The following is a 22,849-nucleotide window of genomic DNA, read 5'->3' as shown; positions in this document are numbered from 1 at the left end:
TGCGCCGAAGGCGCGGCCGGGCCTTTGTCGCGCCCGCGGCACGGGGTCGCTGACGGTCTCGTCAGTGCGCAGGTGAACAACGCTTTCTGCACGGTGGTTAATTCGAACCCGGGGTGGGTATTACCCGTGTCACTCCATAGGAGCGCACGCGCTGTAAGCCACCCGGCGCCCGTGTTGAGCCGTTTGCTGACCGGATTCTGACTTCGTCAAGAGCCTCTCAGAAATTCTCAGGTTATCCGGAGTTCGGCGTGCAGATAAATGGCAGTCAGTTAACTCACTTTGCAAGGATTACTGCCGGATATCAGCGACTACAGCGAATATCTAACACCGATCGAACCGGTTGTCTGACATCGCTCGCCAGGCGGGTGACCTGTGCACTCAACGACTGGTCGAGCCACTACCTGACGTCGAAATGCGTAGACCGCGATGTTCCCCGTCGCGGCTGAGTTCAAACCATAGTCTGCAAACTCCACCGGCTCGCGTGATCATGTCGGCCTGAGCGGGCGGTAGGCGTGGTCGCAGCCCACTGGGCGGCGTGTCGCGACTGCGAATCGCGGTGAATTTTTCTGGACGCCCATGACCGGTCCCTGCCAGCGGTAGCGAACCATGCACCACGTCACTCCTGTTACTGAAGTTCTTGCTGATACTTCGCCTGGCTCACGGTTTCGGGTGTTGTCGGCCGACAAGGTCCGGTACGGGGAGGGTATGCGCGCGGTTGGCTGAGTGACCTCATCAACGGTGCTTACATGCGCCGTGTGCGATCCCGGGCACCTGTGTGAGACGGCGCTGTGCCGTCAGCGCGAGCAGACGCATGACTTTTTGCTGGTTCGCTATATGCGGCACCGTCAAATAATTTGGGTTAATTTCCATCCAGCTAACTGGATCCGAATTTGTCGGTAAAACCATCCAGCAACGCCTAAAAACTGTGAGCAAACACTTGGCTACTTAGGTTCTTCTCAGGTATGTTCGCGCATGTCGGGGCACAGCCATTTTGAAGGGATAGTCATGGACGTTGCTGTTCGGTCGTATCTGACCGCGGGGGTGGCAGTCTTCGGGGCCAGCGCGATTGTGCTGGCGCCCATCCAGGTGACACCGCCGGATCTCCATCTGGTGCGTGATCGCGCTATGTCGGCACTCGCCGACGTTTCACTGTCCTCACTCGAAGACGTGATCCAAGCCATCAACAATGGATGGAACGGCGTCAAGGGCGGACTCAACGCCCTCAATAGCGCGGCAGACACCGCGATCACACAGTTCGGTGACGCGCTTCAGGCGACTCTGATCACCGGAATCGGTGCTGGCAACACCGCTCTGCAGTCTGTCGTCGACGGCTTGCTGAACGGCGGAAGCGACCTCGCCCGCGCGGTTGACAACGCCATTGCCGCGTTCCCGACCCCTCAAGCGTTCATCAACGCGCTGGTCCAGGCCTTTGCGAACGTCGACGTCAACCTCGGGCTGGCGATCCAGGCGGCGCTGAACGCCGCTCTGAACCTGAATCTGAACGCGCAAGCTTTGGCGGATGCCCTGATCGCGGGCGGTGCCGCGCTGGCTGCGGCGTTCAACGCCGCAGTCGCGGGCTTCCCCACGCCGGCTGAATTCGCGGCCGCATTCGAAGCTGCGCTCGCCGCGATCAACCCGACGTTGGGCATCGTGGCCAACGTGATCACCGACCTTACCGGTGCGCTGGGCAACGTCATCCAGGCCGCGATCACAGCGAAGGTCGACATGTTCCAGGCGGTGCTCACGGCACTGCGCGACAGTGGCAGTGCACTCGCGGCAGCCTTCCAGGCAGCCCTGGCGGCGTTCCCGAATCCTGCGGCATTCTTCAGCACACTGGTGCAGGCATTCACCAACATCAACGCCAACCTGGGCCTGCAATTGAGGCTCGCGCTGCAGGGAGAGATCACCGGGCTGGGCGACTTCATCCAGGCTCTCGTCGACGCCGGCGGAACCCTGGCTGCGGCGTTCAACGCGGCGCTGGCCAACTTCCCGACTCCGCAGGCGTTCGTCGACGCACTCACCGGTGCGCTGGCCGCGCTCAACCCGACCCTCGGCGTGCTGGCGAATGCGTTCACCACGTTCACCGGTCAGTTGGCTCAGACGATTCAGGCCGGAATTGCGGCTGGGCTCACCGGTTTCCAGGCTCTGCTCAATGCCTTGGCCGATGGTGGCAGTGCGTTGGCAGCGGCATTCCAGGCGGCCTTGGCGGCGTTCCCGAACCCGGCGGCGTTCATCAACGCTCTGGTTCAAGCCTTCAGCAATATCGACGTCAACTTGGGCCTGGCTCTGCAGGCCGCGCTGAACCTGGGTGTCGATGGGTTGCAGGGCTTCGTCAACGCTCTGGTTAACGGTGGTGCGGCCTTGGCTGCGGCGTTCAACGCCGCACTGGCCAACTTCCCGAGCCCGCAGGCGTTCGTCGACGCCCTTGTCGGTGCATTCGCCGCGCTGAACCCGACGCTGGGCATTCTGGCGAACGCGTTCACCACGTTCACCGGTCAGTTGGCTCAGACGATTCAGGCCGGAATTGCAGCTGGGCTCACCGGTTTCCAGGCTCTGCTCGATGCCTTGGCTGATGGTGGCAGTGCGTTGGCGGCGGCGTTCCGGGCGGCGCTGGCGGCGTTCCCGAATCCCGCGGCGTTCTTCAATGCTCTGGTGCAGGCGTTCAGCAATATCGATATCAACCTGGGTCTGGCCTTGCAGGCCGCGCTGAATATCGGTGTCGATGGGTTGCAGGGCTTCGTCAACGCTCTGGTCAACGGTGGTGCGGCGTTGGCTGCGGCGTTCAACGCGGCGCTGGCCAACTTCCCGAGCCCGCAGGCGTTCGTCGACGCGCTTGTCGGTGCGTTCGCCGCGCTCAACCCGACCCTCGGCGTGCTGGCCAATGCACTGACTACGTTCACTGGTCAGTTGGCTCAGACGATTCAGGCCGGAATTGCGGCTGGACTCACCGGTTTCCAGGCTGTGCTCAATGCCTTGGCCAATGGTGGCAGTGCGTTGGCAGCGGCATTCCGGGCAGCCTTGGCGGCGTTCCCGACCCCGGCGGCGTTCATCAACGCTCTGGTGCAGGCGCTCGGCAATATCGATGTCAACCTGGGTCTGGCTCTGCAGGCTGCACTCAACATCGGCGTCGATGGGTTGCAGGGCTTCGTCAACGCTCTGGTTAACGGTGGTGCGGCCTTGGCTGCGGCGTTCAACGCTGCACTGGCCAACTTCCCGAGCCCGCAGGCGTTCGTCGACGCGCTCGTGGGCGCATTCGCGGCGATCAATCCGGCGCTGACGACGCTGGCCAATGCGTTCACTACGTTCACTGGTCAGTTGGCTCAGACGATTCAGGCCGGAATTGCGGCTGGGCTCACCGGTTTCCAGGCTCTGCTCAATGCCTTGGCCGATGGTGGCAGTGCGTTGGCAGCGGCATTCCAGGCGGCCTTGGCGGCGTTCCCGAACCCGGCGGCGTTCATCAACGCTCTGGTTCAAGCCTTCAGCAATATCGACGTCAACTTGGGCCTGGCTCTGCAGGCCGCGCTGAACCTGGGTGTCGATGGGTTGCAGGGCTTCGTCAATGCGTTGGTCAACGGTGGTGCGGCCTTGGCTGCGGCGTTCAACGCCGCACTGGCCAACTTCCCGAGCCCGCAGGCGTTCGTCCAGGCCTTCGCTAATGCACTCGCGGCGCTGAACCCGACGCTGGGCATTCTGGCCAACGCGTTCACCACCTTCACCGGTCAGTTGGCCCAGACAATCCAGGCCGGAATCGCGGCCGGTAGCACCGCCTTCCAGGCCGTGATCGACGCGCTGCGCAACGGTGCCACCGCGCTGTCGGCGGCGTTCCAGGCGGCTCTGGCCGCCTTCCCGAGCCCGCAGGCGTTCATCAATGCGTTGGTCGACGCCCTGGGCAACATCAACGTCAACCTGGCTCTGGCTTTGCAGGCCGCGTTGAACGTGAACCTTGATGGGGTACAGGCGATCATCAACGCATTGGCGAACGGCGGCGCTCAGCTGGCCGCTGCGTTCAACGCGGCGGTGGCCAACTTCCCGAGCCCGGCCGAGTTCGTCAACGCGGTCACGGGAGCACTGGGCGGTGGCCTGCAGGTTGTTCAGCAGGTGTTCAACCAGGGTGCCGCAGCGCTCGAGGCCGGATTGAACGCTGGTGTGGCACTGGGCAACCAGATCATCAATGCGCTGGGCACCGGGCTGGTCCGGGGCGGTGCGGCACTGAACGCCGCTATCACCGCCGCGCTGTCAGCCTTGCCGTCGCCGCAGGCGGTTATCAACGCGCTTGCGACAGCGGGCGCTCGGTTCGCGGCGGGGCTGAACAACCTGGTCAACTCGATCAACGCGAGCCTCGGGATCAACATCAGTTTCAACCTCGGTGGTATTCACATTGGTGGTGGCGTCAACGCCGGAGCAGGGGCCGCGGCCTTGGCCGCGACCAGCGCTGCGGCGGCGTCCGAAGTGAAGGGCACCAACGACACTGTGACCGGGCTCACCGGCAATGCGCCGACAGTCGCGCTGAAGGTTGCACCCGCGCCGACGGCGACAAAGACGGCCGACGCGACGCCGTCGACTCCGGCACCGAGCACGAAGGTCTCCGCCCCCAAGCTGAACCTTCCTGCGCCGCCGAAGATCTCGTTGCCCAAGCTGCCGACGATCTCGTTGCCGGTGGCACCAAAGGTCACGCTGCCCGCGCCGCCGAAGGTGTCGCTGCCGTCGCTGCCGAAGCCGCCCGTCAAGGGATCCTCGGATGCCAAGGCTGGCGGAGCCAAGGTCGACGGCCCGGCAACCGGGAACGGCTCGGACAAGGCCTCGGGCGCCGCGAAGGCTGGCAGTGCGAAGAAGGGTGCTGCCTGACAACCAGCACGAAGCACTGTGGCCCCCTCCGAAAGGAGGGGGCCACAGTCGTGTGTCAGCGGTTCACCAGTCGATGACTGCTGCTTCCTTCCGTTCCGTGATGGGACGCGCGAGACCCTGCTCCTCGCAGATCCGCTGCAATTTGTCGAGCGTCTCGTCGAGCCCGGGGCCCAGCCGCGGTCCGGGGGTGAAGTCGGCGGGCAGGTGCTTCATACCCTGGATGACACCGATTGTCTCGTAATGCACAGTGCCTTCCGGATCGCAGACGTAGTCCGGCATCCGGTCGAGCACGGCGGTGACCATCGACTTGAACACCGTACGCGCCACATTCGACCCGACACAACGATGTACGCCGATGCCGAAGCTGAAGTGCCGGTTGCCCTTTCGGTCGAGCATGACCTCGTTCGGCTTTTCGAACACCGACGGGTCGCGATTGGCCATCGCCCACGACAGCCACAGCCGCTCACCCTCTTTGAACCGATGGCCCTCGACCTCGACGTCCTCGGAGAACGTGCGTCCGTCGCCGGGCGCGGGGGTGAAGTAGCGCAGGAATTCCTCGGTGGCGGGGTCCAGTAGCGTGGCGCGCTCGCGGCTGAGCCGTTCCCGCTCGCGCGGATGCTCGCTCAGCCATTCCAGAGAATGCGCGGTCAGTGCGGTGGTGGTGTCGAACCCGCCACCGATGATCAGCCCGAGATTGCCCAGGATCTCCAGGTCGGGTGCCGGCTCCCCGTCTATGCGCAACTGCAGCAGCGCATTGACCAGACCAGGCCGGGGATTCTCCCGGACCTCCATCATGGTGGTGACCATGTCGAGGCCCATCTGCCGGTTCATCTCCGCGACGCGCGGCGCGTCCGGTGAGTGTTCGGGGGTGGACACCGAGAGGTGGGCGGGCTCGCTGTAGACCGGCCACTTCTTGAGGTTGATACCCATCATCGCCAGGGTGAGCACCGCGGGCACGATGTTGGCGAGGTCGTCGACGAAGTCGATGTGCCCGGACTCGATCTTCTCGTCGAGCGAAGCGCGAACGATCTCGTCGACGAACGGTGCCCACCGCTTGACCGCAGCGGGGGAGAGGTACGGATTCAGCGCCCCGCGGTACGAACTGTGTTCGGGTTCATCCATCTCCAAGATGCCACCGCGAACCACCGTGGCGCGCTGTGCCTTTGGGATCGTGATGCCCTGGTATGGAGTCTCGCCGGTGAGGTCGTGGTGGTTGGAGACCACCGGGCAGCGGGCCAGTTCGAAGACCTCTTTGCTGCCCGCCGCCACCCAGTGGCCGCCGTAGACATCGGTCCACGCCATCGGGCACCGAGACTGCATCTCTTCGGTGATCTTCTCGAATTGCTGCCGATACTCCGGCGTGTGCCGATCAAAGTGATAGGTCGGCTGCTTTCGTTCGGTGTCGTCAGTGACGTCATCGATACTCAAGGCATTGTCTCCCTTGATATTTGGGTGGCAATTGGAGGTCAATCCTCTTCGATGAGGATCGCCTGTTCAGGACAGGAATGTGCGGCTTCCCGCACGAGCTCGATCTGGTCGGCGGGCACCTCTTCAGTCACCGCCGACGAGCTGCCGTCGATATCGTTGAGCTCGAACATGTCTGGAGCGATCATGGCGCACAGCGTGTGCCCCTGGCACCGCTCCTGGTCAACCCGAACCTTCACGAATTCCCTCTCAAATCTGGTGGTTGTTCCGGTGTCAGACGTGGTAGTCGTACCACTTGAGGTAGCCGCCGGCATCGACACGCAGCTGCATACCGGTGACGTAACGGGCTTCTTCTGATGCCAGCCACAGCACCGCATTGCTGATGTCCAACGGCTCAACGAAGTTGACCTTCATCGCCTGCTGGATCCCGAACACCGGCTCGGCGTCGGCACGGGTCGGGTGCTCGAGGTCCGGCCGGAACGACCGGTACATCGGCTCACTCTGCAACATGTCGGTATTGCAGTTGGTCGGGTGAACCACGTTGGCCCGAATGCCCCGCGGCGCAAGCTCGGTGGCGAGGTCGTGAACATAATTCGACAGCAGGCGTTTGGCGACCATGTAGCTCATGCCGCCGGGATCGGCGCCGGGGTTGTCCTTCTGATGGGCGTCCATGAGCGCTGCGGTCGATCCGGTCGCGATGATCGAGGCGCCCGCCTCCAGATGCGGCAGTGCCACCTGGATCGCGTTGATGGTTCCGATCAGGTTGGTGTTGATGACATCGCACCAAGCCTGAAGCGGCGGCTGGCCCTTCATCCCGGCGATGCCGGCCTGCGCGACGACGATGTCGACCTTGCCGAATTCGGCGAGGCCCTGATCGAGCGCAGCCTTGAGTTCGGCGGCTTCGCGGACGTCGCCCTGGACGGTGACGATGCCGCGCCCAGTCTTCTTGACCAGTTCGGCGGTCTCTTCGAGATCCTCGGGCGTCGCCATCTTGTAGCCGATGGTGTCGATGTCCTTGCACAAGTCGACAGCGATGATGTCGGCGCCCTCTTCGGCCAGCCGCAGGGCGTGGCTGCGCCCCTGCCCGCGTGCCGCACCGGTGATGAAGGCGACCTTGCCTTGGACACGTCCCATAGGTGTTCCTTTCTGTGCTTACGTCTTGTCGTGGTGAAACGTGGTGTCGTGCATCGTGCTCAGATGTTGCGTCCGCCGTTGACACCGAGGATCTGGCCGGTGAGGTGGCCGGCTTCCTCGGAGGTGAAGAAGGCACATGCCGCGGCGCGGGTTTCTGAGTCCGCGGCACCCGAGTCGCTGCGCTTCTGCCGGCCGTTCGGCCTTACGCAGCATCGGCGTGTCGCCGATGCGGCCCCAGCCGGCCTCGATCATGTCGGGCAGGACGGCTTGGCAGGTGTGGAAGACCCCATGCAGGTTGATGTCGACGATCTTCTTCCACTTCTCGAAGTTGATGTCGAGGAATCGCTTGAATGAGTCGCGCCCGGCGGCATTGACCGCCGATGGTGACGGCCCCAGCGCGGCCCGAATCTCGGCGACGGCCACGTTGTAGCCGTCGGTGCGCAGCCGGTCGGCCACCGCAGCACCGATCCCCGAATCGCCGCCGGTTACCACCGCCGTCTTCACCAACGGTCTCCGTCGCGGTCGACCAAGGGCGGACACGCTTCACCTCGGCGTCCGCCTCCGGTAGCGTCGCCGATCCAGCGGATCTCGAATGTCAAGAATCTCCCTTTCTGATATGAGAACGCTACTCTCGGTGTGATCCATTTCGCAAGACACTTCGGCGCAATGTGTCTAACTGCGGAGATGTGGCATGAGGCGACGTCTAGGGGCGCGCGCCGGAGGTGTGACGTGTTCGATGAACGCGGCTTGAGTTCTCATGGGCCGAATGTATGATTCGCCGGAGATGAGAACCGAGTTATCCGACGACTGGAGGAGTTGCTGATGCCGGCCCAGGACACGACGGCCACCATCGCGAGCGGCGAGCAAGCGGAGGAAAGCCAGGTGTCCGAGCGGCACATGCTGATCGATGGTCAGCTTGTCAGCGCCCAGCAGACCTATCCGTCGATCAATCCCGCCACCGGAGACGTGGTCGGCTATGCGCCCAATGCCGACGTCGCCGATGCCGAGCGCGCGATCGCCGCGGCCCGCAAGGCCTTCGACACCACCGACTGGTCCACCAACGTCGAGCTGCGGATCCGGTGCATGGAGCAGTTGCACACAGCGCTCGTCGAGCACAGCGACGAACTGCGCGCGCTGACGATCGCCGAGGTGGGCGCCACCAAAGCGCTGACCGAGAGCGCGCAGCTCGACGACCCCATCCGGATCGTGGGCTACTACGCGAACCTGCTGAAGAGCTACGAGATGTCCGAGGACCTCGGTGAGATCGAGAGCCGCGGGCAGCGCCACCACCGCTGGGTGGAGAAGGAAGCCGCCGGTGTGGTGGCCGCGATCATCGCGTACAACTATCCGAACCAACTGGCGCTGGCCAAGCTCGGCCCGTCGTTGGCCGCCGGGTGCACGGTCGTCCTCAAGGCCGCGCCGGACACCCCGCTCACCACGCTGGCACTCGGTGAGGTGATCGCCAAGTACACCGACATCCCCGCGGGCGTCATCAACGTCATCAGCTCCACCGACCCCGCCGTCGGTGCGGCACTGACCACCAGCCCCGACGTCGACGTCGTGACCTTCACCGGGTCGACGGCAACCGGGCGCAAGATCATGGCGGCGGCCAGCGACACCATCAAGAAGGTGTTCCTGGAGCTCGGCGGCAAGTCGGCCATGATCGTGCTCGACGACGCCGATTTCAACAACTGCGCGATGATGGCGGCGTTCATGATCTGCTCGCACGCCGGCCAGGGGTGCGCGATCACGACACGGCTGCTCGTGCCCCGCAAGCACCACGACGAGATCGTCGAGCTGGTGAAGAACTTCATGGGCATGGTCCGCTACGGGGATCCAGCCGACCCAGCCACCTACATGGGCCCGCTGATCAACGACACCCAGCGCGAGAAGGTCGACGGGATGGTCCAGCGCGCGGTAGCCGCCGGCGCAACCGTCGTCACCGGCGGCAAGAAGGTCGACGGCCCGGGCTTCTTCTACGAGCCGACGTTGATCACGAACGTCGACCCGGACAGCGAACTCGCCCAGGAGGAGATCTTCGGTCCCGTGCTGGCCGTCCTGGCATACGAGGACGACGACGACGCCGTGCGGATCGCCAACAACTCCATCTACGGACTGTCCGGTGGGGTGTTCGGCGGCCACGACCGCGCACTGGCGATCGCCCGCCGGATCCGCACAGGCACGATGGGCATCAACGGCGGCAACTACTTCGGACCGGACAGTCCCTTCGGCGGCTACAAGCAGTCGGGCGTCGGCCGCGAGATGGGTGTGGCGGGCCTGGAAGAGTTCCTCGAGCGCAAGACCCTCGCGGCGGTCATCTCATGAGGCCGCTGGACGGAGTGCGCATCCTCGAGGTCGCCATGTACGGCTTCGTGCCGTCGTGCGGCGCGGTGCTGCGTGAGTGGGGTGCTGAGGTCATCAAGGTCGAGCACGCGGTCACCGGCGACCCGCAGCGCGGACTGCGCCAGACCGGACCGCTGCGGGTCGAAGGCGACCCGAATCCCAATGTGGAGCATGCCAATCGGGGTAAGCGCAGCATCGGCCTGGACATGTCGGTGCCCGAGGGCAAAGAGGTGCTCTTGGAGCTCGCCCGTCGATCGGACGTGTTCCTGACCAGCTTCCTGCCCGGACACCGAACGAAGTTCGGCATCGACGTCGACGACATCCGTGCGGTGAACCCGAAGATCATCTATGCGCGCGGCAGCGCCTTCGGCCCACGCGGCCAGGAGGCGGAGAAGGGCGGCTACGACATGACCGCCTTCTGGTGCCGGGCCGGCACCGCGGCCACGATCACGCCGCCGGGAACCGAGGGCATGATCGCCCCGCCCGGGCCGGCCTACGGCGACACCATCTCCGGCACCAACCTCGCCGGCGGAATCGCGGCAGCGTTGTTCAAGCGTGAGCGCACCGGCGAACCGTCGGTGGTCGACGTGTCCCTTCTCGGCAGCGGCCTGTGGGCGTTGGGCCACACCATCGCACTGACCCAGCACCTGGGCGAGCGACTGGTGTCGCCGGTGCCCGGTGTGCACGGCTCGCCGATCAACCCGCTCACCGGGCTCTACGAAACGGCCGACGGCCGCTACATCTCCTTCGTGATGATGCAGCCCACGAAGTTCTGGGCCGACGTCTGCCGGCACATGGACATCACCGAGTACATCGATGACGAACGGTTCTCCTCGGCCGAGCAGATCGCGGCCAACACCGCCGAAGCCGTCGAGATCCTCGGCAAGGCGATGGCCACCCGGACGCTCGCGGAGTGGTCAACGCGGTTCGCCACGCTGGCCGGGCCGTGGGCGCCGGTGCAGGACACGCTGCAGGCAGCGGCCGACCCGCAGGTGCGGGCCAACGAATACCTGGTGAAGGCGGGGGAGTTGGAGCTGGTCGCCAACCCCGTGCAGTTCGACGTCGCCGCACCGCAGAGCGGACCGGCTCCGGGATTCGCCGAGCAGACCGACGAGATCCTCGAAGAGCTCGGGCTGGACTGGGACCGCATCATCGAACTCAAGACCGCTGGCGCGGTCACCTAGGTCGCGCCGGAGAATTCATGCCCTACATCGTCGCCATTGGCACATACCTACCTTCATGGGGGTGTGATGCACATCGCATTGCCGGCGATGACGAGGATGCGATCACACTCGCAGTTGAAGCCGGCCGGGCGGCGCTGTCCGAAGGCGGCGCCGTCGAACGAGTCGTGCTGGTCAGCCGCGATCTCCCGCTGTTGGAGAGCAGCAACGCCGCGGTGCTGTTGGCCGGTCTCGGTCTGGATCCGGAGCTCGAGGTCGACGAGCGGCTCGGCGGTGCGCCGGCGACGCTGGACGCGGTCAGCTCGGCCCGGCCCCGCACGCTGGTCATCGGGTCCGACCTGGATCCGGCCGGGGCGGCGGCGATCCTGACTGGAGAGAACGGACTGCAGGTGCGGACCGCGGCGCGGGTGGCGCGCAGCCTTCCAGTTCGCACTCGCAACGTCGATGGGGTGGTCCACGACTACGGAGATCCGCGGCTGTTGCACGAACGCGGATTGGTCGCGTCGCTGGCGGCGGCCTGGCTCGACACCCCGGTCGCGCTGGCCGGCGTCGACCACGATCGCGCCGTCGAACTGTGCGGTGGCGATCCGCCCGTCGTGCCGACGGCCGGTGCGAGCGCCGGCTTGTTCGCGTTGGCCGCGCTTGCGGAGTCGGGCGCCAACGGCCCGTTGGTGGCGGTCGAGCAGGCCAGCCTGTCCGGTGTGACGGTGGTCGGTGGCGGTGCCGCCGTCTACCGCCGAGAGCCGGACGCCCGGCCGCGGCCGCAGACCAAGGTCGTCGCCGGCCCTGACATCCCGATCTCTCTGGCCGCCTATGAGCGGGCCTTCGAAGCCAAGGTGCGGTGGGAGGCCGGCCGCTACGGCACCAGCGACGAGCTGGACTTCCCACCGCGCTACCGCCTCGACGACGATGGCCGATTGACCACCGACTACGAACTGGTGCCGCTGCCGCGGGTGGGAACCGTGTATACCGAAGTCACCGTGCACATTCCGGTCCCAGGACTGCGCACCCCCTACTCGCTGGTGATCGTCGAACTCGACGGTGTCGCGGTCCGCGCGCTCGTCAAGGTCACCGGCGTCGAGGCGGGCGCGGTGCGGATCGGCGATCGAGGGCGGCTGACCCTGCGCCGAGTGGCCGTGCGCTCCGGCGTGCCCGACTACGGGTACGCGTTCGAGCCGTATCAGCCTGCGGTTCCGCGGGAACCGTCCGCCCGGTCCTGGGGTGCGGCATGAGGCGCGTCGCGATCGTGGGTGCCGGCATGACGGCGTTTGGAGAGCACTTCGCCCTCGGGCTCAAGGACCTGCTCCCGATGGCGTTCGCCGAGTGTGCGGCTCGGGTTGACAAGGGCGTCAACAAGTCTGAGATCGATGCGGCCTGGTTCGGCGCGATGGGAACCCCTGACGGATTCCCCGCGGGAATCCTCGCCGACTCGCTCGGGCTGCCCAACCTGCCGGTGACCCGCATCGAGAACTCCTGTGCGACCGGCAATGACGCCGTCCGCAACGCCCTCTATGGTGTCGCCTCCGGAGCCGCCGACGTCGCGTTGGTGATGGGTGCCGACAAACTGCGCGAGACCGCTTCCAAGCAGTTGCTGTGGGAGTGGGAAGCGATGGCCCGCGACATGGCGTGGGATTACCCGTTGGGATTGGTCGCGCCGGCCGGCTTTGCGCTCCATGTTGCGCGTTATTTGCACGAAACTCCGGCAACGCGTGAACACATGGCAATGGTCGCCGTCAAAAATCATCGTCATGGTCTGTCGAATCCGAAAGCGCGGCTCCGATTCGAGGTCACCATCGACGAGGTGCTGTCCGCGCCGATGGTCGTCACGCCGTTCGGTGTCTACGATTGCGCGCCCCAAAGCGACGGCGCCGCAGCACTTTTGTTAGCTGCCGAGGATGTGGTGGACCGTTTCACCGACCGGCCGGTGTGGATCCGCGGGGTGGGTCTCGGGCTGGACTCGGTGATGCACCAACATAAAGCGGACATGACGACTTTTCCGGCGACAATTCGCGCGGCGAAAAGAGCGTTCAGTATGGCAAATTTGACGCCCGCTGATATCGATGTGGCTGAAGTTCACGATTTCTTCACCGGCATCGAGCTGATCAGCTATGAAGATCTCGGCTTCGCCGAACCTGCGGAGGCCTACAAGTTGATGGAGGCCGAGGTGACTTGTGTCGGTGGAGCTTTGCCGGTGAATCCCAGCGGCGGCTTGAAGGCCAAGGGTCACCCACCCGGCGCTACCGGGGTGGCCCAGTGTGTGGAGCTCTTCGACCAACTGCGCGGTGAGGCCGGCAACCAGGTGGATGGCGCACGAATCGGGCTGGCTCACAACATCGGTGGGCCGACGGCAGTCGCTGCGGTGACGATTCTGGAAGGACCGGGTTCCGATGGCAGTTAAGGGAGCCGACCGCTGGTCGCCAGGTATCTCGCTGAAGAGCGCGTCCGGGCCGATGCAGGCTATTGGTGGTTTGTTTGCGATGTCGGCTGATGCGGTGCGGTTTGTGTTTCGCAAGCCGTTTCAGTGGCGGGAGTTTTTGGAGCAGTCGTGGTTTGTGGCGCGGGTGTCGTTGGCGCCGACGTTGTTGGTGGCGATTCCGTTCACGGTGTTGGTGAGCTTCACCCTCAATATTTTGTTGCGGGAGTTGGGTGCTGCTGATTTGTCGGGGGCCGGGGCGGCGTTTGGTGCGGTGACCCAGGTGGGTCCGTTGGTGACGGTGTTGATCGTGGCCGGTGCGGGGGCGACGGCGATGTGCGCGGATTTGGGGTCACGCACGATCCGCGAGGAGATCGACGCGATGGAGGTGTTGGGCATCAACCCGGTGCAACGCCTGGTGACTCCGCGGATGCTGGCCTCGGGTTTGGTTGCGCTTCTGTTGAATTCGTTGGTGGTGATCATCGGGATCCTGGGCGGTTATGTGTTCTCCGTGTTCGTCCAGGATGTCAATCCGGGGGCGTTCGCCGCGGGCATCACGTTGTTGACCGGGGTGCCCGAGGTCATCATCTCCTGTGTCAAGGCCGCCCTGTTCGGGTTGATCGCCGGGCTGGTGGCCTGCTATCGCGGGTTGACGATCACCGGCGGCGGCGCCAAAGCCGTGGGCAACGCGGTCAATGAGACGGTGGTGTACGCGTTTATGGCGTTGTTCGTGGTCAACGTGGTGGTGACCGCGATCGGTATCCGGATGAGCGCCCGCTGATGGCATCACTGCAGGCGTTGTATCCGCGGATCGCCCGTCAGGTCCGCCGCCCGCTGGGCACCTTCGGCCGCATCGGGGATCACACCATCTTTTATGGCCGGGCGATCGCCGGCACCCCCCACGCGGCCTTGCATTTCCGCAAGGAGATCATCCGGTTGATCGCCGAAATCTCGATGGGGGCGGGCACCCTGGCCATGATCGGCGGCACCGTCGTCATCGTCGGATTTTTGACCCTCGCCGCGGGTGGGACGTTGGCCGTGCAGGGCTACAGCTCGTTGGGCAATATCGGGATCGAAGCGTTGACCGGCTTCCTGGCCGCCTTCATCAACGTCAGAATCTCCGCACCAGTGGTGGCCGGGATCGGGTTGGCCGCCACCTTCGGCGCCGGCGTCACCGCCCAGCTCGGCGCGATGCGGATCAACGAAGAAATCGATGCCCTGGAATCCATGGGTATCCCCCCGGTCGAATACCTCGTCAGTACGCGGATTGTGGCCGGCATGGTCGCCATCACCCCGCTGTACTCGATCGCCGTCATCCTGTCCTTCGTCGCCAGCCAGTTCACCACCGTGGTGCTGTTCGGCCAGTCCGGCGGACTGTATGACCACTACTTCAACACCTTCCTCAACCCCATCGACCTCCTCTGGAGCTTCCTGCAAGCGGTGTTGATGGCCATCACGATCCTGTTGATCCACACCTACTTCGGCTACTTCGCCACCGGCGGACCCTCTGGAGTCGGCGTCGCCGTCGGCAACGCCGTGCGCACCTCCCTGATCGTGGTCGTCTCGGTCACCCTGCTGGTATCCCTAGCCATCTACGGCTCCAACGGCAACTTCAACCTGTCCGGATAGGGAGATGACGTGACACGCAATCTCGGTCCGGGTCCCGCCGACCGATCAGAAACCGAAACCCACGCCGCACCAGTGGCGGCCAAAACGGGAACCAGCTTCGGCGCGACGAGCTGGGCGCGGCCGGTGGCCGGCCTGGCCACCGTGGTCATCGTGGTCGGACTCGTTGCCGTCGCGGTCGGCCTGTTCCGTGGTGACTTCACCAAAACCGTTCCGGTGACCGTGATCTCCGACCGCGCGGGCCTGGTGATGAACCCCGACGCGCGGGTCAAGATGCGCGGCGTCCAGGTCGGCAAGGTCGAATCGATCGAGAGCCGCGCTGACGGAACGGCGGCCCTGCACCTGGCGATGGATCCCGCGCAGCTGCGCAAGATCCCGTCGAACGTCGTCGCCGACATCGCGTCGACGACCGTCTTCGGTGCCAAGTACGTCAACTTCCAGCCGCCCGCGGAGCCGTCGTCGAAACCGATGTACGCCGGGCAGGTTCTGCAGGGCCAGCACGTCACCGTCGAGATCAACACCGTGTTCCAGCAGCTGACCCAGGTGCTGAACAAGATCGACCCGACACAGCTCAACGCGACGCTCGGGGCGCTATCGAAGGCGTTCGCCGGGCGGGGCAAGCAATTCGGCCAGACCATCAAGGATTTCGACGAACTGCTGGCCAAGATGGAGCCGAGCCTGCCGAATCTGGCCAAGGACATCGAACTCAGTGCCCCGGTGTCCGCGGCCTATGCCGATGCCGCACCGGATCTGGTGAAGACCGTACAGAACACCAACACAATCAGTCAGAGCATCGTCGAGGAGCAGCAGAACCTGGACACCTTCCTGGTCAACATGATCGGGCTGGCCGACGAGGGCAATGACGTCCTCGGTACCAATCAGCCTGCGCTGAGCAAGGTGTTGCATCTGCTGACACCCACGACAGATCTGTTGAACGAGTACGCACCGGCGATCAACTGCACGCTCGAAGGCATGAACTTCGTTCGGCTACAACCGCCGCTGATGGATCCGGGCGTTCTGGTCAACGTGGCGTTCACGCTCGGTATCGAGCGCTACCGCTACCCGTCCAACCTGCCCAAGGTCGCGGCCTCGGGTGGCCCGCAGTGCATGGGCCTGCCGTACATCGGTTATGGCAACAAGTCCAAGTATCTGGTGACCGATGTCGGCAGCAATCCGTGGCAGTACGGCAACCAGGGCATCCTGCTCAACTCCGATGGCCTCAAGCAGCTGTTGTTCGGACCGCTGGACGGGCCGCCACGCAACACCGCACAGATCGGACAGCCGGGATGATGCGCACCACAAGCACACTCGTGAAGTTCGGCGTGTTCGCCGTCGTGATGGTGGTTTTGACCGCCTTCTTGTTCCTGACGTTCAGCAACTACCGCAGTGGCTCGACCTCCGGGTACTCGGCGGTGTTCGCCGACGCATCCCGGCTGAAGGACGGCGACACCGTGCGGGTCGCCGGAGTCCGCGTCGGGACGGTCAACAGCGTCGATCTGCAACCGGACAAGAGCGTTCTGGTCAAGTTCGATGCCGATCGCGACATCGTCCTGACCACCGGAACCCAAGCGGCCGTGCGCTATCTCAACCTCACCGGCGACCGGTATCTGGATCTGGTCGACGGACCGGGCTCGACTCGGGTGCTGCCCGCGGGTTCCCAGATACCCAAGGACCGCACGCAGGGCGCGCTGGACCTCGACCTCCTCCTGGGTGGGCTGCGGCCGGTGATCCAGGGGCTCAATCCGCAGGACGTCAACGCGCTCACCGCATCGTTGATCAACATCCTGCAGGGGCAGGGGGATACGCTCGATTCGCTGCTCGGCAAGACAACGTCGTTTTCGAATGCGTTGGCCGACAACAGTCAAACCGTCGAGCAGCTGATCGACAACCTCAAGGTCGTCGTCGACACGCTGGCCAAGGACGGCGACAAGTTCTCCGGAGCCATCGACAAGCTCGAGAAGCTGATCACCGGACTGTCCCAGGATCGCGAGCCCATCGGTACCGCGATCACTCAGCTGGACAACGGAACAGCGTCGCTCACCAGTCTTCTCAACCAGGCCCGCGCCCCACTCAAGGGCGACATCGAACAGCTGAACAGGCTTGCGCCGCTTCTGGACGACCACAAGATCGTCTTCGATCGGGGTCTGCAGCGCGGTCCGGACAACTACCGCAAGATGGCCCGGCTCGGCGCGTATGGCAGCTGGATCATGTACTACATCTGCGGTCTGTCCATCCGTGTCACGGACCTCCAGGGACGGACCGGGGTCTTCCCGATGATCAAACAAGAATCCGGTAGGTGTTCGGAGCCCTAATGCTGAAATACCGAGCTTCAAACCTGTGGCGTGCCGGTTTCCTCGGCGCGGTCTTGATCCTGCTGGTGATCGCCGTCGGGCTGCAGCCTGAGCGGCTGCTGCAGCTGGCCACCTCGGTGCGTCATCAGGCGCTGTTCACCGAGGCCGGCGGGATCACCGTCGGCAATGACGTGACGCTCTCCGGGATCAAAGTCGGTTCTATCACCGATGTTTCGCTGGACAACGGAGATGCGCTGGTCACCTTCACCACCGAAGGCAAATACTCACTGGGCTCACAGACCGCTGCCCACATCCGCACCGGCTCCCTGCTGGGCGAGCGGGTGCTCACCCTGGAATCGGCAGGCAGTGGGAGCCTGCGCTCCAGCGACGTGATCCCCACGACGCGGACGTCGTCGCCGTATTCACTGACCGATGCCGTGAGTGATCTGACCAGTAACACGGCCGGGACGGATACCGCGTCGCTCAACCAGTCGTTGGACACCTTGTCCGCGACGATCGATCAGCTCGCCCCGAAGCTGGGGCCCACGTTCGATGGCTTGAGCCGGCTTTCTCGATCGCTCAACAGCCGCAACGAGAACCTGGCCGGCCTGCTCAAGAGCGCCGCCGACGTCACGGCGGTGCTGGGCCAGCGCAGTCAACAGCTGAACACGTTGATCCTCAATGCCAACGACCTGCTCGGTGTGCTCAACGACCGGCGCGAGGCGATCGTGGACCTGCTGGCCAACACCTCCGCGGTGTCGGCGCAGTTGACGGGGCTGGTCCACGACAACGAGGACAAGCTGGCTCCGACGTTGCAGCGGCTCAATTCTGTTGTGGCCGTGCTGGAGAAGAACAAGGACAACATCGCCCAGATGCTGCCGAACGTGAAGAAGTTCATCCTCTCGGAGGGTGAGACTTTGGCCAACGGCCCGTACTACAACGCGTTCGTGCCGAACCTGCAGCCGGCGCAGTTGCTTCAGCCGTTCTTCGACTACGCCCTCGGCTTCCGGCGTGGTGTCAACGCAGGCCAGCCGCCGGACAACGCCGGGCCGCGCGCCGAATTGCCGCTGCCGTACAACGGTATTCCGGGAGGGTCCCGCTGATGAGCAAGCGTTGGGTGAAGGTGCTGTCGGTCGTCTTGGCCGGCCTGCTCGTGGTGGGTGCCGCGGTGTTGGTGCGCAACATCTTCTTCGGACCGAAGACCGTCTCCGCGGTCTTCACCACCGCCACGGGTATCTACCCGGGCGACGACGTACGGGTGTCCGGCGTGAAGGTCGGCACCATCGACGCCATCGAACCGCAGGGCACCCAGACCAAACTCGTGATGCACGTCGACCGTGACGTGCCGATCCCGGCCGACGCCAAAGCGGTCATCGTGGCGCAGAACCTGGTCGCTGCCCGTTATGTCCAGTTGACCCCGGCCTACCGGAAGAACACCGGGCAGAAACCGATGCCCGACGACACCGTGATTCCGTTGGACCGCACCGCGATCCCGGTGGAGTGGGACGAGGTCAAAGAGCAGCTGACCAGGCTCGCCACCGACCTCGGGCCGCAGAGCGGGGTCTCGGGTACGTCGGTGTCGCGCTTCATCGACAGTGCGGCCAACGCGCTCGACGGGAACGGCGACAAGCTGCGGCAGACCATCACTGAGCTCGCCGGGGTGTCCCGCGTGCTGGCCAACGGCAGCGGCAACATCGTCGACATCATCAAGAACCTGCAGACCTTCGTCACAACCCTGCGTGACAGCAATGAGCAGGTGGTGATGTTCCAGAATCGGCTGGCGACGCTGACCAGTGTGATCGACGGTAACCGGTCGGATCTCGACTCCGCATTGAAGAACCTCTCGGTGGCGATCGTCGACATCCAGCGGTTCGTCGCGGGTAGTCGCGACCAGACGTCCGAGCAGCTCCACCGGCTGACGAATGTCACCACCAACCTGCTCAACAACAAGATGGAGATCGAGAACCTCCTCCACATCGCGCCGAACGCGTTGACCAACGCCTACAACATCTACAACCCGTCGTCGGGTAGTGCGGTTGGACAGTTCGTGCTGAACAACTTCTCCAACCCGACCGAATTCGTCTGCGGTGCAATCGGTGCCATCGAGAACACCACCGCTCCGGAAACGGCGAAGCTGTGCAGCCAGTACCTCGGCCCGGCGCTTCGGCTGTTGAACTTCAACTACCTGCCGATCGGCATCGATCCCTACCTGATGCCGTCCGCCTCCCCGGACGAACTCGTCTACTCCCAAGACAATCTCCGGCCCGGTGCCGCAGGTCCGCCCCCCGACGTTCCGCCGCTGCCGCCGTACCATTCGGCGTACGAGGGCGTGACACCGGGACCGCCAGGGTTCACCGGGCGCGCGCCGGGTGAGGCGCCCCCGGGTGCGGCTCAGCTGCTGCCCGGTGCACCGCCGGTCATCCCGCCCAGTGTGATCTCGTCGCTGCCGAGCATGTTGAACCCGGTGGGCGCGGCGCCAGGCCCGGCGCCCGGTCCTCCGATGGCCGCGGAAGCAGGAGGAACGCCATGATCGGCGGAAAATCGTTGCGGCGAGCGGTGATCGTCGGCTGCGGCGTCGCGATGGCCACCAGTGGGTGCGCCTTCCAGGGCGTCAACTCACTGCCGTTGCCCGGTACGGTGGGCCGCGGATCCGACGCGACCATCTATCACGTCGAGATTGGCAACGTCTCTACGCTGGAACCCAATTCGCCCGTGATGATGAACGACGTCGTCGTCGGCAGCGTGCGCAAGATGACGGTGAAGAACTGGCATGCCGACGTCGAGTTCTCGGTGAAGCCCGATGTGGCCGTACCCGCGAACGTCGTTGCCAGCGTGGGGCAGACGAGCTTGCTGGGCTCCATGCACCTCTCGCTGAATTCGCCTGTCGGACAGGCGCCAAGCGGCAGACTCTCGCCCGGCGCGACGATTCCGCTCAACAAGGCGTCGACCTACCCGAGTACCGAGCAGACGTTGGCCTCGCTGGCCGCGGTGGTCAACGGTGGCGGCCTCGGTCAAATCGGCGATGTCATCCACAACTTCAGCACGGCGGTCAACGGCAACGAGGCCGCATTCCGTGACCTGATCACCCGTCTGGACACCTTCGTCGGAACGCTGGATGGCCAGCGGGACAACATCGTGTCGGTCATTCAGTCGCTGAATCGGATGGCGACGACATTCGCCGGTCAGCGCGACGACCTCACCCGCGCCCTGGAAAAGATCCCACCTGCCATCGACGTGCTGGTCAAGGAAAGGCCAACGCTGACAACGGCCTTGCAGAAACTCGGCACGTTCAGTGACACCGCCACCACGCTGGTCAACGAATCGCAGGCCGACCTGGTCGCAAACCTGAAGAATCTGGAACCGGCGTTCAAGGCCTTCGCCGATGTCGGCCCGGATCTGGATGCGCTGCTCGAATACGCGATCCACTTCCCCTTCACCCAGAGCTTCATGGATCGCGCGATCCGCGGTGACTACTACAACCTGTTCGCGATCATCGACCTGACGATTCCACGGTTGAAGCGCACGCTGATGCTGGGGACCCGGTGGGCTGATGCGGGCGCCCAACTGATCCCGGCGCCCGGTGATCCGGTGTATCTGAACTACACCTACGATCCGCTCAAGACGGGCGTCACCCCACCGCCGCCGGATGTCTTCGACGACAATCCGCCGCCGCAGGCGCCGCCACTGTCGGCGATCGCCGCCGCGGGTCCGATCCTGCCGTTGGTGCCGCCGTCGCCGATCGCGGCGCCGGGTACCCAGATCTATACCCGCGAACAACTCGCCGCAACGGGAGTGCAGCCGATCTTCGCCGGACCGTATGGGGCTCAGGCTAATCCGCCGGCCAACACGGCGCCGGCGCCGCCGACGGGAGGGGGCGGCTAATGCTCACACGTTTTGTCCGGACTCAGCTGATCATCTTCACCGTTGCCTCGATCGTCGGTGTGGCGATCATGCTGTTCGCCTACATCCAGGTGCCGACCCTGCTCGGCCTGGGCCGGCTGACGGTCAAGCTCGATCTGCCCGCGACCGGCGGTCTGTACAAATTCAGCAACGTCACCTACCGGGGCCTGCAGGTCGGCAAGGTCACCTCCGTCGAGCTCACCGACACCGGTGCCCGGGCGACGCTCTCGCTGGATACGTCGCCGAAGATCCCGGCCGACCTCAAGGCCGAGGTGCGCAGCATGTCCGCGGTCGGCGAGCAGTACGTGGAACTGTTGCCGCGCAACGACAAAGCGCCCTACCTGCAGGACGGGTCGGTCATCCCGGTCGGCAACACGTCGATCCCGCAAGCGGTCGGACCGATGCTCGACCAGGTGAGCAAGCTGATGGACACCATCCCGAAAGACAAGCTGAGCCAGCTGCTGGGGGAGACCTACCAGGCCTTCAACGGCACGGGTTACGACTTCGGTTCGTTGGTCGACTCGGGCGCGACAATCACCCGGGACGCCAACAGCGTCTCCGATAACACGCGTGCCCTGATCGATGACGCGCGCCCGTTCGTCGGGGCGCAGGAGATGACCACCGACTCGATCCGCACCTGGGCGCAGAGCCTGGCCGGAATCACCGACCAGGTGGCCAACAACGACCCGCAGTTCCGCGCGATCCTTCGCGACGGCCCGGGGTTCGCCCAGGAGACCTCGAGACTCCTCGAGCAGATAAAGCCGACGCTGCCAGTGCTTTTGGCGAACATGACCACCTTCGGCCAGATCTTCCTCACCTACAACAAGTCGGTCGAACAGCTGCTGGTCCTCGTTCCGCCGTTCGTCGCGCAGATCCAAACGTACGCGCCGACGAACAACCCGACCGGCCTGCCCAACGGTGACTTCTCGCTCGGCCTTGGTGATCCGGCGGCGTGTACGGTCGGCTTCCTTCCGCCGTCGTCCTGGCGGAACCCCGCCGACACATCGGTCATCGACACCCCCGACGGCCTGTACTGCAAGCTGCCGCAGGATTCGCCGGTGGCGGTGCGTGGTGCGCGTAACTACCCCTGCATGGAGCATCCCGGCAAGCGTGCGCCGACCGTCGAACTGTGCAACGATCCCAACGGTTTTCAGCCGCTGGCGCAGCGTCAGCACGTCACCGGTCCGTACCCGATCGACCCCAACCTCGTCGCTCAGGGCATCCCGGTCGACACCCGGGCGCTGCCGAGCTCCAACCTCTTCGGGCCCCTGAACGGCACTCCGCTGCCGCCGGGGGTGACTGCGCCACCGCCGGGCGCGCCGCCGATCGATTCGCCCCCACCGAATTTCGCGGGCACCAATCCCGGGTCGATGTTGCCGGGCCAGCCGACGTACCTAACCCCGCCGGTGACGCCGCCGGGGCCGGAAGGCAACATCGGTCCGGATCCGATCAATCTGCCGGGGCCGGCCAACATGCTGCCGACTGATCTGCAGCCGCCCCCACCGGCCGAACCCGGCACGCCGCAGGTTGCTCCGAGCGCATTCACTCCCAACGGGCAGAAGGCGCCCGTACTGCAGGTCGCCAAGTATGACCCGCGTACTGGGCAGTACATGGGCAGCGACGGCACGCTGTACCGCCAGACGAACCTGGCCAAGCCGGCAACGACGTGGCAGGACATGCTGCAGAGCTGA

The 22,849-nt window shown here is 64.8% G+C and carries 16 protein-coding genes and 1 pseudogene; 13 read left to right on the top strand and 4 right to left on the bottom strand.

The features are described 5' to 3' along the window. Positions 1-1,005: 1,005 nt before the first annotated feature. Complete coding sequence (locus K0O64_RS21440; protein ID WP_220045742.1) at positions 1,006-4,845, top strand: hypothetical protein; 3,840 nt, start codon at positions 1,006-1,008, stop codon at positions 4,843-4,845. A gap of 63 nt (positions 4,846-4,908) precedes the next feature. Here K0O64_RS21440 and K0O64_RS21435 read toward each other — a convergent pair whose 3' ends face one another. The 4 genes and pseudogenes from K0O64_RS21435 to K0O64_RS21420 form a co-directional block, all read right to left on the bottom strand. After that, a complete protein-coding gene (locus K0O64_RS21435; protein ID WP_071942568.1) occupies positions 4,909-6,273 on the bottom strand; it encodes a cytochrome P450 in 1,365 nt (454 codons plus the stop codon). 38 nt (positions 6,274-6,311) lie between these two features. Next, positions 6,312-6,509 (bottom strand): ferredoxin, encoded by a 198-nt coding sequence (locus K0O64_RS21430; RefSeq protein WP_071942570.1) that lies wholly within the window; start codon positions 6,507-6,509, stop codon positions 6,312-6,314. A gap of 34 nt (positions 6,510-6,543) precedes the next feature. Beyond that, positions 6,544-7,404 (bottom strand): mycofactocin-coupled SDR family oxidoreductase, encoded by an 861-nt coding sequence (locus K0O64_RS21425; RefSeq protein WP_071942572.1) that lies wholly within the window; start codon positions 7,402-7,404, stop codon positions 6,544-6,546. Positions 7,405-7,463: 59 nt separating this feature from the next. Further along, positions 7,464-7,908: pseudogene (locus tag K0O64_RS21420) on the bottom strand (SDR family NAD(P)-dependent oxidoreductase). Between the two features lie 318 nt (positions 7,909-8,226). On the opposite strand from K0O64_RS21420, the gene K0O64_RS21415 reads away from it, so the two are divergent. From K0O64_RS21415 to K0O64_RS21360, 12 genes are read left to right on the top strand one after another with little or no spacing between them, the layout of a single operon-like run. Continuing rightward, positions 8,227-9,729, top strand: coding sequence for an aldehyde dehydrogenase family protein (locus tag K0O64_RS21415; RefSeq protein ID WP_220045741.1), 1,503 nt, complete (start codon positions 8,227-8,229; stop codon positions 9,727-9,729). Continuing rightward, complete coding sequence (locus K0O64_RS21410) at positions 9,726-10,931, top strand: CaiB/BaiF CoA transferase family protein (RefSeq protein ID WP_220045740.1); 1,206 nt, start codon at positions 9,726-9,728, stop codon at positions 10,929-10,931. The genes K0O64_RS21415 and K0O64_RS21410 overlap by 4 nt, the downstream gene beginning before the upstream one ends. A gap of 17 nt (positions 10,932-10,948) precedes the next feature. Next, entirely contained in the window at positions 10,949-12,160 is a 1,212-nt protein-coding gene (locus tag K0O64_RS21405) for an OB-fold domain-containing protein (RefSeq protein ID WP_071942578.1), read from the top strand. Then, a complete protein-coding gene (locus K0O64_RS21400) occupies positions 12,157-13,326 on the top strand; it encodes a thiolase C-terminal domain-containing protein (protein ID WP_071942580.1) in 1,170 nt (389 codons plus the stop codon). The genes K0O64_RS21405 and K0O64_RS21400 overlap by 4 nt, the downstream gene beginning before the upstream one ends. Next, a complete protein-coding gene (locus tag K0O64_RS21395; RefSeq protein ID WP_071942582.1) occupies positions 13,316-14,122 on the top strand; it encodes an MlaE family ABC transporter permease in 807 nt (268 codons plus the stop codon). The genes K0O64_RS21400 and K0O64_RS21395 overlap by 11 nt, the downstream gene beginning before the upstream one ends. After that, the gene (locus tag K0O64_RS21390; protein WP_005144282.1) at positions 14,122-14,970 is read left to right on the top strand and encodes an MlaE family ABC transporter permease; all 849 of its coding nucleotides are present in this window, start codon (positions 14,122-14,124) and stop codon (positions 14,968-14,970) included. Before K0O64_RS21395 ends, K0O64_RS21390 begins: the two co-directional genes overlap by 1 nt. Before the next feature lie 9 nt (positions 14,971-14,979). Beyond that, positions 14,980-16,257 carry an MCE family protein gene (locus K0O64_RS21385; protein WP_220045739.1) on the top strand — a complete coding sequence of 426 codons (1,278 nt, stop codon included), beginning with the start codon at positions 14,980-14,982 and terminating at the stop codon, positions 16,255-16,257. Then, on the top strand, positions 16,254-17,279 hold the full coding sequence (locus K0O64_RS21380; RefSeq protein WP_071942588.1) for an MCE family protein: 1,026 nt from the start codon (positions 16,254-16,256) through the stop codon (positions 17,277-17,279). Before K0O64_RS21385 ends, K0O64_RS21380 begins: the two co-directional genes overlap by 4 nt. Continuing rightward, positions 17,279-18,361: an MCE family protein gene (locus tag K0O64_RS21375; RefSeq protein WP_220045738.1), complete on the top strand. Its 1,083-nt coding sequence runs from the start codon at positions 17,279-17,281 to the stop codon at positions 18,359-18,361. Before K0O64_RS21380 ends, K0O64_RS21375 begins: the two co-directional genes overlap by 1 nt. Further along, positions 18,361-19,788: an MCE family protein gene (locus tag K0O64_RS21370; protein WP_096312026.1), complete on the top strand. Its 1,428-nt coding sequence runs from the start codon at positions 18,361-18,363 to the stop codon at positions 19,786-19,788. Before K0O64_RS21375 ends, K0O64_RS21370 begins: the two co-directional genes overlap by 1 nt. After that, positions 19,785-21,140: an MCE family protein gene (locus K0O64_RS21365; protein ID WP_220045737.1), complete on the top strand. Its 1,356-nt coding sequence runs from the start codon at positions 19,785-19,787 to the stop codon at positions 21,138-21,140. Before K0O64_RS21370 ends, K0O64_RS21365 begins: the two co-directional genes overlap by 4 nt. Next, the gene (locus K0O64_RS21360; protein WP_071942596.1) at positions 21,140-22,849 is read left to right on the top strand and encodes an MCE family protein; all 1,710 of its coding nucleotides are present in this window, start codon (positions 21,140-21,142) and stop codon (positions 22,847-22,849) included. The genes K0O64_RS21365 and K0O64_RS21360 overlap by 1 nt, the downstream gene beginning before the upstream one ends.

It is taken from the genome of Mycolicibacterium pallens, assembly GCF_019456675.1.
In the GTDB taxonomy this organism is placed as follows: Bacteria; Actinomycetota; Actinomycetes; order Mycobacteriales; family Mycobacteriaceae; genus Mycobacterium; species Mycobacterium crocinum.
This window is presented reverse-complemented; position numbering and strand designations above follow the sequence as displayed.